This window comes from Komagataeibacter swingsii (assembly GCF_003207895.1).
GTDB classification, from domain to species: domain Bacteria; phylum Pseudomonadota; class Alphaproteobacteria; order Acetobacterales; family Acetobacteraceae; genus Komagataeibacter; species Komagataeibacter swingsii.
The window spans coordinates 1-12,289 of the sequence record NZ_NKUB01000047.1 but is presented as its reverse complement, the minus strand read 5'-3'; the positions used below and the strand labels follow the sequence as shown (position 1 = coordinate 12,289).

Sequence of the window (12,289 nt, the reverse complement as noted above, 5' to 3'; positions counted from 1 at the left end):
CAGAGGGCCAACAGCAACGCCGTCAGAAGGGCGGCATAACAACAACCGGGTATAGCTTATCAAGCCCACAAAACTGTCCGAACGGACGGGTCCACCTCAATCACGTTGAAAATTTCAATGCGTTCGGGAAGGCATTTCCGGCGGCGGCTCTCCCTCAGCCACGCACTTCGTTCCGCTTCACTATAATCAGGAGTATCGCCGCGCTGCTGCGGATCATAAGACTGCCTGCTGGCCTTACTGCGGACGTCCGTCCAGATGTCATCCGGATCCCCAAAGCCCCTTACACTCAGAGGACAAAGCTCCAGGATATTTTCCGAGGTCGCCAGACACCATTTCCATGTAATGATGTTCCATACCAGAAGACGGCCAGTCTCCGGGTCATATCTGGTATTGCGTGCTAACCATTCCCTCTGATTTGGCCCCGACAGCATTCTCACTGCGTCATCGCGCATGATGATATTCCTCATTAGTTTCTACGTTACGTTTTGAACGGATCGGAGAAACCAGTTGGGGCGGCCCTGTTGGCCATGGCGTGGTGCGGACGCGCGCGATTACCCGCCCCTCTTTCGAGGAGCGGGACACGTGCAACTGTCTGATAAGCCAGCATTTCATGGCGATCAGACGTCGATGATGAGAGATTTATGATGGAAGTGGTTGCGGGGGCATGATAATAACGGCACGTATATTCATAAAACAGGAACAGCCGGAACAGACTGGCAGATCGCGCCTGCATTTGAATATAACTGGAATGCAAATTGGGGGGTAATCGTCGGCTCTGCGTTCTATTTTGCAGGTCACAACAAAAGTATACAGGTTTCCCCGCAGTTTGCAGTCAACGCTATGTTCTGATTTCTGGTTTGTTGAGAGACAATGTAATAAGCGTTTGTTCAGTTTTCACGAATTTCGAAAGTTCAGCACAGTAAGTCCCCGAACCTGAGCAAAAGCCTGATCACTGGTCACTAACGCGAGATGCTCTGTCAGGGCATGTGCGGCGATCATCATGTCCAAAGACCCAAGAATTTGACCATGCCGCTCTTGCTCAGCGCGTAATTTGCCGTAGCGCTCCGCTACGCCATGATCCCAGGGCAGTATGGTCAGCCGATCCATGACAGTGCGTGTCAGACGCAGTAATCGAGTTGCCGATGGGCGTTTGGCTAGTCCATACGCAACTTCTCCGGCGGTTACGGCCGAGACACAACACCGGCCTGGATCAAGCGCCTCCACGTGTGAGAGCACTCTTTCGTCCGCGCGTATGATATCACTTATTGTATTGGTATCGAACATATAAGAAATCACGTTAGGCACACAGCAAATGGATCCCTGTCCTGTTGATCCTGGTTGCGACCTTCAGGGAAAAGCTCAGTCCCTTTGGCCTGCCGGATGGCAGAAAGTGCCTTACCCCACCCCAGGGGACGCGGCGAGAGAATGACATCACCGGTACGTGGATCTCTGCGGATTGTGACCTCTGATGTGTCAAATCGGTAAGCTGCAGGAAGACGCACGGCCTGGCTGCGACCGGTCATAAAAATTTTGGCTGTATCAGACATGTCCACCTCCTTGGAGTAGGTATCATTGATATCTATCATTTAGATCCAAACGACGCAACATCAAACCCACGCGTGGCCGTATGGACTTACTTTATTTCATACCTAACTTCAAACTCTGTCTTTTATCGAAAACAGGCCCCCTTCCCCATACCTACGTGCGATAATTCCACTTATCGCAAGTAGGTTGGAGACCATAAAAAAAGGCCCCGTGTGTCGAAAACCAGAAGATGATGATAAATCTGCCAATCAAGCAGAAGTCCCGACAACCACGCGGACAGATCCAGGCATTCCGCTTACGCCTAGTTCCGGTCATTCGATGACTAATCGTGCGGTTGCCAAAGCAGGCATATACCATTTCTTCGTATCACTTGAGCCGCAGGTGGCATTTAACTTGATGAGTAGCACACCTCTGCCCCGGACAGGATTTTATCCGGGACAGAAAGCGGCGTTCGCCTAATCTTCAGGCAACGCGGATCAGCTTACGGTTGATAAACTCCTCAATGCCGAGGAAGGACAGTTCGCGGCCAAAGCCAGAGTTCTTGATCCCGCCAAACGGCAGTTCAGGGGCCGCAGCCGTGGCCGTGTTGATGAACATCATGCCGGTCTCGACCGCTTCGGCCACCCGTTCCGCCCGGCCAAGGTCACGCGAGAACACGGCCCCGCCGAGGCCATAAGGAGAATCATTGGCCAGTTCGATGGCTTCGTGTTCCGATGCGATCTTATGCACGACGGCAACGGGACCGAAAATCTCCTGATAGAAGACCGGATTGTCCTTTGACACGTTGGTCAGGATAGTCGGCTCCATAAAGAAACCCTTGCGCTCCATCCGCTTGCCCCCGGCCACCAACGTTGCGCCTGCCTTGACCGCTTCGTCAGTCTGCGCCAGTGCGGTGTCGAGTGCCTTCCTGCTGCTCATCGGGCCATGGGTGGTACCCTCAGCCAGCGGATCGCCAATGCGGAACTGCGTGATCGCGGTTTTCAGACCCGCGAGGAAGGCGTCGTAGACCTTCTCATGCACGATCATCCGTTTGGCCGCCGTGCAGACCTGCCCGTTATTGGCAAACCGGCCCCATGTCGCCCACTTCACGGCAAGTTCAAGATCCGCGTCATCCAGCACGATGAACGCGTCGCTACCGCCAAGTTCCATCGTGTCCTTCTTCAGCGCCGCACCCGCTTCGGCCGCGACCGTCTGGCCCGCGCGTTCGCTGCCCGTCAGGGCGACGCCACGGATGCGGAAATCCTTGATCAGTTCGGCGGACTGATCGTTGTCGAGGAAGATGTTGGTATAGACACCAGCAGGCGCGCCCGCCTCGTGGAACAGCTTTTCAAAGGCCAGCGCACATTGCGGCACGTTGGGCGCGTGCTTGGCGATGACCACATTGCCTGCCATCAGGTTCGGCCCCGCCACGCGGGCAAGCTGGTAATAGGGGAAGTTCCAAGGCTCGATGCAGTAGATTACGCCAAGCGGCTGGTTGATGATCTTTGCATGGCCTTCCTTGACCTTCAGGGGCGTGGGAGCGAGAAATTTCTCCGCGCCCTCGGCATAGTAGGAGAGGATGTCGGCCGTGATGTCGATTTCTTCCAGCGCGTCAGGCAGCGCCTTACCCATTTCGGTCGCGATCAGGCGTGCATGTGTCATGCGGTCACGGCGAAGCAGGTTGGCAGCCTTTGACATGATGACCTTGCGGGCTGCGATGTCGCGCTTCTTCCAGTCGGTCTTCCACACATGGTCCGCGCGATCGATAATCGCCTTCATCTGCGCGGCAGTATGCAGTTCAAACGTGCGTTCCACGGTTTCCGTTGTCGGGTTGAGGGTCTGGTAAAAACTCATTGGTCCGTTTCCCTGTTTATTGATTATGGAAAAGGTAGTCGGTGTAGCCATGCGCGCTGCCGCCGTACATCGTCGCCGGGTCCAGCGGATTGAGCGGCCAGTTATGTTCCAGCCGCGCGGGCAGGTCCGGATTGGCGATGAATTTCCGGCCAAAGCCGATCATGTCCGCCCAGTCATGCGCCAGCACATGCTGTGCCTTGTGCAGGTCGTAACGGCCCGCGCACAGGATGCGGCCGCCGAAGATGTCGCGCACGCTGGCGCGGAAGGCGTCCGGCATTTCAGGCGCATTGTCCCAGTCAGCCTCGGCGAGCGAGACATAGGCGATGCCCGCGTCCGCCAGCACGCGCACGGCCGCCGTATAGGTTTCCGCTGGATTGTCCTCCAGCAGGCCAAGATACACGCGCTCTTCCGTGGTCGTGCCGAACAGCGGGGAAAACCGCACGCCCAGTCTGTCGGGGGTGACGACGGCGGAAACGGCCTCTACCACCTCGCGCAGGAAGCGCAGGCGGTTGGACAGGCTGCCGCCATAGGCATCGGTGCGGAAATTGGCCCGTTCGGAGATGAACTGGTTGATCAGGTAGCCATTGGCGGCGTGGATTTCGACGCCATCGAAACCGGCTGACAGGGCGTTGCGGGCTGCCTGTGCGTACAGCTCCACCAGTTCATGGATTTCGGGAATGGTCAGCGCGCGTGGCACATCAGGGGGTACCAGCTTTCCTGTACCCGGCCCCGTGGGGATGAACACGTTTACGCCTGTTGCCGCGACCGCGGACGGAGCGATCGGTGCCTCATGACCGGGCTGCAATGCCCGGTGGGACACGCGGCCCACATGCCACAATTGTGCAAAGATGGGCCGCCGCTTTGCGTGTACCGCATCGGTGACCAGCTTCCAGCCCGCGACCTGCTCGGGTGAATAGATGCCTGGCGTCCAGGCATAGCCCTGCCCGCGGGGTTCGAGCTGCGTACCTTCGGTAATCAGGAAACCCGCCTGCGTGCGCTGCGCGTAATACTCGGCCATCAGCGCGTTGGGAATATCGCCCGGTTGGGTGCTGCGGCAGCGTGTCAGTGGTGGCAGGAAGATCCGGTTTTCCAGCGACAGGTCGCCCAGTCGCACAGGTTCGAATAAAGAAGATGAAGACATGATCAACCCTGTTTATAAATGCAGGCCATCTGTCCGGCCCGTATGTAAACATTGACCCAGCCTGCGGTGTGCGCAAGAACGCACATAAACCGCCACTAGTGTCAGGAATGATACCATGCCCCGCATTCGTCACACCACGCTGGCCTGTAGCCCCGGTTGCACGGTGGAAGCCACGCTGGAACTGTTTGGCGGGAAGTGGAAGGCGTTGATCCTGTATCACCTGTTCGAGGACGGAGTGCTGCGGTTCGGCGAACTGCGCCGTCGCCTTCCCAACGTCACGCAGCGGATGCTGACCAATCAGTTGCGCGAACTCGAGGCAGACGGACTGGTGTCACGCACCGTTTTTCCCGAGGTGCCACCGCATGTGGACTACGCCCTGACCGAGCTGGGAAAGACGCTGAAGCCAGTTATTCAGGCGCTCAAGAAGTGGGGGGATCGGTATGCGCATTCTGTCCAGCGGAACACAGCTGCTGATTGAGATTGACGGCGAAGCGTTATGGACAATTCCTGCAGCAATCTGCCTGTCGGCTTCAAGAATTAAGCAGACTGGCGGCAGTCGCCCTCTTCTCGGCCGTGTTCAGACTTGCTCAAAGTTTCGATAAGCAGACCTTCTATATCGGCGACGCAAGCCAGGCCGCCAGTTGCCGGACCATGGATCTGGCGACACGGCCGGCGCCCAGCAGCGTGGCGGATGCGGGCCCACACCAGGAGCCATAACCCAGCAGCCAGAGACGTGGCTCCCTGACGGCCTGCTGCCCGTTAACACGGATCAAGTCGTCCGGCTCGATCACGTCGAGTGATGCAAATACACCGAGCGCGGGTCGGAAGCCGGTACACCAGATGATCCTATCGATGGCTTCTTCCCGCCCGTCGGGCCAGACGACGCCCGTCGCCGTCACACGTACAAACGGGCGCACCGCGTGGAGCACGCCTCGCTCCCTGGCGGCGCGCACAGGTGGGACCATGACGATATCGCCAAAGCCGCTGGTGGGCATGGCCGACGGGCCGCCGAGAACGCGAGCGGTCGCCCGCTCGAACAGGACCCGTCCGTCCACGTCATCGGGCAGAAAGATGGGATCATGCAGCGTGACCCATGTTGCCTGAGCGACAAGCGACAGCTCCGCCATAATCTGTGCCCCGGAGTTGCCCCCACCCACCACCAGTACACGTCGGCCGGCAAAGGGCGCGGCATTCCGGTAATGGCTGGAATGGAGTTGCGTCCCGCCGAAGAGGTCACGCCCCGCGACATCGGGAACAAAGGGGGCTGACCACGTACCGGTCGCCCCGATAACCGCACGGCCAAGAAAATCACCCGCGCTGGTTCTGACAGTCAGAAGTTTTCCGTTCGCGCGCTCCACACACTCGACCATGACCGGACGGCGGATCGGCGGCGCATAGCGCGCCTCGTAGCGGCGCAGATAGTCCAACACCTCGTCACGGGTCGGATAGCCGCCATCCGGCGTGTCTGGCATCGGCCAGCCGGGCAGCGAACTGTAGGACGCGGGTGAAAACAGATGCAGGGAGTCCCAGCCATGCACCCATGCACCACCCGCCTGCGTCCCGTTATCAAGAATGACGTAACGCAGTCCGGTCCGTCGTAGAAAATACGACGCGGCGAGGGCCGCCTGACCGCCTCCCACGATCACAACATCGAACTGTTCCGCCATTGCCCGGCTCACAGACTTTCCGGGAGACGGAATTCCGCCTTGCGTTCGCTGTAGCGATCAACGAGGTAGTCGGCCCGGTCGCGCAGCAGCCATGTGAACTTCATCAGCTCCTCCATGACATCTACCATCCGGTCATAGAGGGGGGATGGCTTCATCCGGTCATCGTCACCGAACTGGGTATAGGCCATCGGCACGCTGGACTGATTGGGGACGGTGAACATCCGCATCCACCGGCCCAGCACCCGTAGGGCATTGACGGAATTGAAGCTCTGCGATCCGCCCGAAACCTGCATGACCGCCAGCGTGCGGCCCTGCGTCGGGCGGATCGAGCCTTCCGTCAGGGGCAACCAGTCGATCTGGTTCTTGAACACGGCAGTGATGTTGCCGTGCCGTTCGGGGCTGCACCAGACCTGGCCTTCAGACCAGATCGAGAGTTCCCGCAGTTCCCGCACCTTCGAATGACTTGCGGGCACGGAATCCGCTACCGGCAGGCCGGTCGGGTCGAACACCCGTGTCTCGGCCCCCAGCACCTTCAGGATGCGTTCTGCCTCAAGCACCAGCAACCGGCTGAAGGATCGGGGGCGTAAAGAGCCATAGAGCAGAAGGATACGCGGCGGATGGTCCACACGCGGTTGCGGTTCCAGCCGCGCGAGATCGACCTGTTCAAGATATTCGGGGTGAAGGGCCGGCAAGTCAGGTTCAGTCATTGTGATATCGGTCCATTCATGCATTACGGCTGGCTGATTAGAGGCAGCCACAGGGCCAGCGCCAGGAGTGTGACCAGCAGGACGGGAGGTGTGATCACCAGACCCACCTTCATATATTGCCCCCACGTGACCCGATGGTTCCTGGACGCCAGCACATGCAGCCAGAGCAGTGTCGCGAGACTGCCGATCGGCGTGAATTTCGGCCCGAGGTCGCAGCCGATGATGTTGGCATAGACCATCAGGTCGCGTGTCAGCGGCGTGATGTCGTGCGCCTGCTGGATCGCCAGTGCCCCGACCAGCACACTCGGCATATTGTTCATGATGGACGACAGAACAGCCGCCAGAAAGCCGGCGCCGATGGTGGCGATGAACGGCCCCTGATGGCCAAGCCAGACCAGTGCGGCCGCAAGGTAGTCGGCCAGCCCGGCATTGCGCAGGCCATACACCACCAGATACATGCCCAGCGAGAAGATCACGATCTGCCATGGTGCGCCCATCAGCACCTTGCGAACAGGGATCACCCGGCCATATCCGGCGACGAGCAACAGGGTTCCGGCGGCCAGACAGGCTACAACACAGACCGGGATATGAAACGGCGCTGTCAGGAAATAGGCCGCCAGAACGAGGACCAGCAGCGGAAATGCCGCCCGAAATACATGGTGGTCACGAATTGCCGCAGCGGGTGCTGGCAGTTCGGCGACGGGATAGGTCGCAGGCACCTGCCGCCGGTACCACAGCCAAAGCACAGCCAGCGTCGCGCCCAGCGCCACCAGATCGACAGGGACCATGATCGCGGCATAGCGATCAAACGCAATGCCAAAGAAATTGGCGCTGACGATGTTCACCAGGTTGGAAATGACAAGCGGCAGGCTGGTGGTATCCGCGACGAACCCAGTGGCGATAATAAAGGCCAGCGCCGCGCCATGGCTCAGGCGCAGTTGCGTCAGGATAGCGATGACAATGGGCGTCAACAGCAGCGCCGCGCCGTCATTGGCGAAAACCGCTGCAATGGCCGCTCCCAGCACCACGATCAGCGGGAATAGCGTCCGGCCTCGCCCTTTGCCCCAGCGTACGACGTGCAGGGCGGCCCAATGGAAGAACCCTGCCTCATCCAGCAACAGCGAGATGACGATCAGCGCGATAAAGGTGAAGGTCGCGTCCCAGACGATGTGCCAGACGACAGGAATGTCATGCCAGTGGATCACGCCAGCCGCCAAGGCCACGGCGGCACCTGCCATTGCGCTCCAGCCGATGCCCAGCCCCCGAGGCTGCCAGATGACAAAAACCAGCGTGACAACGAAAAGCAGAAGAGCCAGCATCAGGAGATCCGCTTTCCGGATTCATCGACGATCTTCTCGCCGTCCTCTTTGACGAAAGCGCCCCGCTGCGGGTTGGGCAGGATTTCCAGAGCCGCCTCGGACGGACGGCAGAGCGCAACACCGAGGGGGGTGACGACGATCGGCCGGTTCATCAGGATCGGGTGTGCGATCATGGCGTCGATCAGCGTATCGTCCGTCAGGGTCGGATTATCGAGGCCGAGCTCGTGAAAGGGCGTGCCCTTTTCCCGCAGGACCGAGCGCACCGGAAGCCCCATACGGGCGATCAGATCGACCAGTTCGGCCCGGCTCGGCGGCGTTTTCAGATATTCGATGATCCGGGGCTCCTCGCCGCTGTTGCGGATCAGTGCCAGCACGTTGCGCGACGTGCCGCAGGCCGGGTTGTGGTAGATCGTGATGGTCATGGGCAGGATTCCCGGGATGGGCAGCAGGAGGACAGGTTCGCGACCAGGGGCGCGCAGAGTTCGGGGCTGCCCGCACAGCAGTCTCTTACGAGGAAGAGCATCAGGTCGCGCAAGCGCGGACGGCGCGCACGATAGACGATCAGCCGGCTGTGGCGCTGCGAGGTCAGCAGGCCGGCACGGGTCAGGGTGGCAAGATGGGCCGAGATCGTGTTCTGCGGGACATCGAGATGCCGCGCGACGTCTCCGGCGGGTAGTCCGTCCGGTTCGTGGCGCACCAGCAGGCGGAAGATCTCCATTCGCGTGGACTGCGACAGAGCGCTCAGGGCAGCGAGGGCAGATTCTGTATCCATAAATCGACGATCACGGATATAATGGATGAAGTCAACACTACCCAGGACATGCCTCGTTCAAAACCTGGAATACGGTGTCACACGCCGAACAGGCGGCCGATTCCGCCCGTGACGATCATCGCAACAATACCCCAGAACGTCACACGCAGTGCTGGCCGCAGAGGCGCCGCGCCGCCGGCAAGCGCGCCGACGACGCCCAAAACGGCGAGAACCACGACCGAGGTCAGGGACACGCCCCAGGATACCCACGCGACAGGGGTCAGAACAGCTGCCAGTACGGGCAGTAAGGCTCCGGACGAAAAGGCGGTTGCCGAGGCGAATGCCGCCTGTATGGGTCTTGCCGCTGTGGCCTCGGACAGACCCAGTTCATCCCTGGCATGAGCACCGAGCGCATCATGTTTCATAAGGGCGACGGCGACCTCGTGTGAGAGGTCTCCATCCAGTCCTCTGGTAATTCCCCCATAAAAAGAGTGACTTTTGAATGAGAATTTTCTCAGCGTAAGAATTGAGGAGATTCTGATGAAGAGTGATCGCTTTACTGACGCCCAGATCATGGGTGTGATCCGCCAGGCTGAGGGCGGTGTCCCGGTTCCTGACCTGTGCCGGGAGCATGGGATCAGCAACGCCACGTTTTACCGGTGGCGCGCGAAATATGGCGGCATGGATGCTTCGATGATCAGTCAGATGAAGGCTTTGGAAGAGGAGAACCGTCGGCTGAAGCGCATGTATGCGGATTTGAGCATGCAGACGGATATCCTGAAGGAAACCCTTGGAAAAAAATGAAGCGGCCAGCCCAGCGCCGGGAACTGGCCGCACAAGCTGTGGCGCATCATGGGGTCAGCATTGCGCTGGCCTGTCGGATTTTTGGGATATCCGAGACCTGCTTTCGCTATCGTCCGCGACTGGCAGCGGAGAACGACAGGATTGCCGCTCTTCTGGTGGGACTGACCCAGGCTCACAGGAGATGGGGATTTGGTCTGTGTTTCCTGTATCTGCGCAATGTGCAGGGACAGCTCTGGAATCATAAGCGGGTTTATCGGATCTATCGGGAACAGGAACTCAACCTGCGGATTAAACCCCGCAAGCGTCTGGTTCGCGAAAAGCCAGAAAAACTGTCGGTTCCGGCCCTTCCCAACAGGGTCTGGTCCATGGATTTTATGGCGGACAGGCTGATGGATGGACGTGCTTTTCGGCTCCTGAACATTCTGGATGACTTCAATCGTGAAGGACTGGCGATCGAGGTTGATTTTTCCCTGCCGGCCTGTCGGGTTGTCCGCTGTCTGGAACAGGTTATGGAGTGGCGTGGCAGGCCAGAAGCCATCCGAATGGATAATGGCCCTGAATATGTCAGTCATACGTTGGTTTCATGGGCCGAAAAACAGGGGATTACCCTGATCTATACGCAACCGGGTAATCCGCAGCAGAACGCCTATATTGAACGCTACAACAGAACTGTCCGACAGGAATGGCTGGAGCAGTATCTGTTTGAAAGCATTCAGGACGTGCAGGAGGTCGCAACACAATGGCTCTGGACATATAACCATGACAGACCCAACATGGGGAACAACGGGCTAACCCCCGCCCAGAAACTAAAAACAGATGCCTGAATTCTCATTCAATGCCCCACTAAAAATGGGGGGATTACCATAGGAAGAAGCTGGCGGCCGCAGTTCAGCGACAACCTGGTCGTGAGACGTCACGAGGATCGTGCTACCCTGTCTGACCTGACGCAGATACGCCGTCAGGTTTCCCCGGAACTCCCGAACACCGATTTTCTGTGGAGATGATGCGTTATCTGAAAGATGCTGGCTCATGGTCTCCTCCTTATGTGTCATCATAGCATGTACACACAGGGATGAGGTAAAAAATTCCCGAGGCATATTCGATTTCAGAGATCCGTGGCTTCCGACAGTGCCAGAGCGTCCTCGACATCCACCCCAAGGCATCGAACCGTACTATCCAGTTTTGAATGACCAAGCCGGATCTGCACTGCTCGAATATTACCGGTTCGTTTGTAAATCATGGCAACTTTCGTGCGGCGAAGTGAATGAGTTCCATATTCACCAGGTATAAGTCCCACCGCTTGAACCCATTGATCCAGAAGCCGGGCGTCTTGCCTTGTGCTCAGATGAGCTTGGGCGGCTTGGAAAAACATACTCATTCAAGCCACCACCGCAATGCTCCAGCCACGCTCGCACACTTTCGCGCGTCGTTTCCGTAATCTTAAACTGCACAGGTCGCCGGGTTTTCTGCTGCTCGACCATGGTCCGGTGACGTACCTGACCGCTGGTAACGATGTCGCCGATACGAAGACTGACAAGATCACAGCCTCTGAGTTTGCTGTCGAGAGCAAGATCAAACAACGCGCTGTCTCTGACACGCTGTTCGTTCCCGAGCCAGAACCGAATAGCCCAGACATGCTTTTCTTTGAGCGCCGGCTTGGCGCCAACCATTTTTCCTGCATTCCAGGGCACGGACTTCTTCAGCGTAGGCGTTGGAAAACGAGTTGTCTTCTCCATGATACTTTCTCCTGATCAGCTGCTGATGCAGCAATCAGAAGTCTGGATGATAATATCGGCGGATAACGAGAACTATTGCCGACCGTCCGCTTTCTGGAAGTCCGAATGGCTCCGCTTATGACCGACATGAGGCGTAAGCCGATCACTGTCGCGTTTTATACCAAGGGCTACTGTCTCTGACTCATCTGTGAAGTGACGCGAAGGGCCTGTTCTGATTCTGTCGTGAGAGGGAGGATCGGGAATGGCTGGTGCGATTGCCTTACGGACGGATTATACGGCTTCTGCGTTACGGCGTCTGGCCTCTCGTACGCGGGATGCGAATGTTGCACGGCGCCTTTTGTCTCTGGCTGCGGTGCGCGACGGTGCCAGCCGGGGCGAAGCGGCGCGGATCGGCGGGATGGACCGGCAAACCCTGCGGGACTGGGTGCACCGGTTCAATGCTGCGGGGCCGGATGGCTTGCACGATCAGTGGCGCAACGGGTCGGTCTGCCGCCTGACAGCGGACCAACTGGCAGAATTATCGGCGCTGGTCACGACAGGGCCTGACCGTGCCCGGGACGGCGTGAGGTGGTCCCGTCCGTTCGGACAGTTTTGTGGGCTTGATAAGCTATACCCGGTTGTTGTTATGCCGCCATTCTGACGGCGTTGCTGTTGGCCATCTGGTCCGGGGTTAACCCCGGACCAGATGGCGTCGGCACGTCATGATACGCCTCATCGGGCGTACGTCCAGCCAGCGCCGTATGCGGACGCCTTTCGTTATAATGGGCGATCCATCTGCCAAGCCCG

The 12,289-nt window shown here is 58.6% G+C and carries 14 protein-coding genes and 4 pseudogenes; 4 read left to right on the top strand and 14 right to left on the bottom strand.

The window, feature by feature from the left end; all coding sequences use genetic code 11:
• Window positions 1–59: 59 nt before the first annotated feature.
• Window positions 60–452, bottom strand: a complete 393-nt coding sequence (locus CFR76_RS17875; RefSeq protein ID WP_146222718.1) for a hypothetical protein — start codon at window positions 450–452, stop codon at window positions 60–62.
• Between the two features lie 202 nt (window positions 453–654).
• On the opposite strand from CFR76_RS17875, the pseudogene CFR76_RS18565 reads away from it, so the two are divergent.
• Window positions 655–849, top strand: a pseudogene (locus CFR76_RS18565) (hypothetical protein); the annotation flags it as partial.
• A gap of 45 nt (window positions 850–894) precedes the next feature.
• Here the strand turns inward: CFR76_RS18565 and CFR76_RS16440 are convergent.
• From CFR76_RS16440 to CFR76_RS16425, 4 genes are all read right to left on the bottom strand, one after another.
• Entirely contained in the window at window positions 895–1,284 is a 390-nt protein-coding gene (locus CFR76_RS16440; protein ID WP_053324230.1) for a type II toxin-antitoxin system VapC family toxin, read from the bottom strand.
• Window positions 1,285–1,292: 8 nt separating this feature from the next.
• Window positions 1,293–1,547, bottom strand: coding sequence for an antitoxin (locus CFR76_RS16435; RefSeq protein WP_061498341.1), 255 nt, complete (start codon window positions 1,545–1,547; stop codon window positions 1,293–1,295).
• A 460-nt stretch (window positions 1,548–2,007) separates the two neighbouring features.
• Window positions 2,008–3,378, bottom strand: coding sequence for an NAD-dependent succinate-semialdehyde dehydrogenase (locus tag CFR76_RS16430; protein ID WP_025440025.1), 1,371 nt, complete (start codon window positions 3,376–3,378; stop codon window positions 2,008–2,010).
• A gap of 16 nt (window positions 3,379–3,394) precedes the next feature.
• A complete protein-coding gene (locus CFR76_RS16425; protein WP_025440026.1) occupies window positions 3,395–4,519 on the bottom strand; it encodes an alkene reductase in 1,125 nt (374 codons plus the stop codon).
• A gap of 115 nt (window positions 4,520–4,634) precedes the next feature.
• Between CFR76_RS16425 and CFR76_RS16420 the strand changes: the two genes are divergently transcribed.
• Complete coding sequence (locus CFR76_RS16420; RefSeq protein ID WP_010510588.1) at window positions 4,635–4,997, top strand: winged helix-turn-helix transcriptional regulator; 363 nt, start codon at window positions 4,635–4,637, stop codon at window positions 4,995–4,997.
• Window positions 4,998–5,130: 133 nt separating this feature from the next.
• Here CFR76_RS16420 and CFR76_RS16415 read toward each other — a convergent pair whose 3' ends face one another.
• From CFR76_RS16415 to CFR76_RS16390, 6 genes and pseudogenes are all read right to left on the bottom strand, one after another.
• Window positions 5,131–6,186 (bottom strand): ArsO family NAD(P)H-dependent flavin-containing monooxygenase, encoded by a 1,056-nt coding sequence (locus CFR76_RS16415; RefSeq protein ID WP_025440027.1) that lies wholly within the window; start codon window positions 6,184–6,186, stop codon window positions 5,131–5,133.
• Between the two features lie 8 nt (window positions 6,187–6,194).
• Window positions 6,195–6,893 (bottom strand): arsenical resistance protein ArsH, encoded by a 699-nt coding sequence (arsH, locus tag CFR76_RS16410; protein WP_025440028.1) that lies wholly within the window; start codon window positions 6,891–6,893, stop codon window positions 6,195–6,197.
• 23 nt (window positions 6,894–6,916) lie between these two features.
• On the bottom strand, window positions 6,917–8,212 hold the full coding sequence (locus CFR76_RS16405; protein ID WP_025440029.1) for an arsenic transporter: 1,296 nt from the start codon (window positions 8,210–8,212) through the stop codon (window positions 6,917–6,919).
• On the bottom strand, window positions 8,212–8,634 hold the full coding sequence (gene arsC, locus CFR76_RS16400; protein ID WP_010510570.1) for an arsenate reductase (glutaredoxin): 423 nt from the start codon (window positions 8,632–8,634) through the stop codon (window positions 8,212–8,214). The genes CFR76_RS16405 and arsC overlap by 1 nt, the downstream gene beginning before the upstream one ends.
• Window positions 8,631–8,984: an ArsR/SmtB family transcription factor gene (locus tag CFR76_RS16395; RefSeq protein ID WP_025440030.1), complete on the bottom strand. Its 354-nt coding sequence runs from the start codon at window positions 8,982–8,984 to the stop codon at window positions 8,631–8,633. Before CFR76_RS16395 ends, arsC begins: the two co-directional genes overlap by 4 nt.
• A 77-nt stretch (window positions 8,985–9,061) precedes the next feature.
• A pseudogene (locus CFR76_RS16390) lies at window positions 9,062–9,433 on the bottom strand (VIT1/CCC1 transporter family protein); the annotation flags it as partial.
• A gap of 70 nt (window positions 9,434–9,503) precedes the next feature.
• On the opposite strand from CFR76_RS16390, the gene CFR76_RS16385 reads away from it, so the two are divergent.
• A protein-coding gene (locus CFR76_RS16385; protein WP_085948964.1) for an IS3 family transposase occupies window positions 9,504–10,591 on the top strand; the annotation gives its coding sequence in 2 pieces (ribosomal slippage) (window positions 9,504–9,765 and window positions 9,765–10,591; 1,089 coding nt in all).
• A 39-nt stretch (window positions 10,592–10,630) separates the two neighbouring features.
• On the opposite strand, the pseudogene CFR76_RS16380 reads toward CFR76_RS16385, so the two are convergent.
• Window positions 10,631–10,864, bottom strand: a pseudogene (locus tag CFR76_RS16380) (type II toxin-antitoxin system Phd/YefM family antitoxin); the annotation flags it as partial.
• Between the two features lie 180 nt (window positions 10,865–11,044).
• Window positions 11,045–11,503 (bottom strand): tyrosine-type recombinase/integrase, encoded by a 459-nt coding sequence (locus CFR76_RS16375; RefSeq protein ID WP_235450659.1) that lies wholly within the window; start codon window positions 11,501–11,503, stop codon window positions 11,045–11,047.
• A gap of 241 nt (window positions 11,504–11,744) precedes the next feature.
• Between CFR76_RS16375 and CFR76_RS16370 the strand changes: the two are divergent.
• Window positions 11,745–12,080: pseudogene (locus CFR76_RS16370) on the top strand (helix-turn-helix domain-containing protein); the annotation flags it as partial.
• Between the two features lie 46 nt (window positions 12,081–12,126).
• Here the strand turns inward: CFR76_RS16370 and CFR76_RS16365 are convergent.
• Window positions 12,127–12,289 (bottom strand): integrase core domain-containing protein (locus CFR76_RS16365; RefSeq protein ID WP_146222717.1); only part of this gene is annotated, 163 nt, incomplete at its 5' end.

What these genes read in the sequence shown, in the direction of transcription:
- arsH (WP_025440028.1), bottom strand. Translation starts at nt 6,893, where the DNA reads ATGACTGAACCTGACTTGCCGGCCCTTCACCCCGAATATCTTGAACAG.
- CFR76_RS16405 (WP_025440029.1), bottom strand. Translation starts at nt 8,212, where the DNA reads ATGCTGGCTCTTCTGCTTTTCGTTGTCACGCTGGTTTTTGTCATCTGG.
- CFR76_RS16435 (WP_061498341.1), bottom strand. Translation starts at nt 1,547, where the DNA reads ATGTCTGATACAGCCAAAATTTTTATGACCGGTCGCAGCCAGGCCGTG.
- CFR76_RS16430 (WP_025440025.1), bottom strand. Translation starts at nt 3,378, where the DNA reads ATGAGTTTTTACCAGACCCTCAACCCGACAACGGAAACCGTGGAACGC.
- CFR76_RS16425 (WP_025440026.1), bottom strand. Translation starts at nt 4,519, where the DNA reads ATGTCTTCATCTTCTTTATTCGAACCTGTGCGACTGGGCGACCTGTCG.
- CFR76_RS16420 (WP_010510588.1), top strand. Translation starts at nt 4,635, where the DNA reads ATGCCCCGCATTCGTCACACCACGCTGGCCTGTAGCCCCGGTTGCACG.
- CFR76_RS16440 (WP_053324230.1), bottom strand. Translation starts at nt 1,284, where the DNA reads ATGTTCGATACCAATACAATAAGTGATATCATACGCGCGGACGAAAGA.
- arsC (WP_010510570.1), bottom strand. Translation starts at nt 8,634, where the DNA reads ATGACCATCACGATCTACCACAACCCGGCCTGCGGCACGTCGCGCAAC.
- CFR76_RS16375 (WP_235450659.1), bottom strand. Translation starts at nt 11,503, where the DNA reads ATGGAGAAGACAACTCGTTTTCCAACGCCTACGCTGAAGAAGTCCGTG.
- CFR76_RS16395 (WP_025440030.1), bottom strand. Translation starts at nt 8,984, where the DNA reads ATGGATACAGAATCTGCCCTCGCTGCCCTGAGCGCTCTGTCGCAGTCC.
- CFR76_RS16415 (WP_025440027.1), bottom strand. Translation starts at nt 6,186, where the DNA reads ATGGCGGAACAGTTCGATGTTGTGATCGTGGGAGGCGGTCAGGCGGCC.
- CFR76_RS17875 (WP_146222718.1), bottom strand. Translation starts at nt 452, where the DNA reads ATGCGCGATGACGCAGTGAGAATGCTGTCGGGGCCAAATCAGAGGGAA.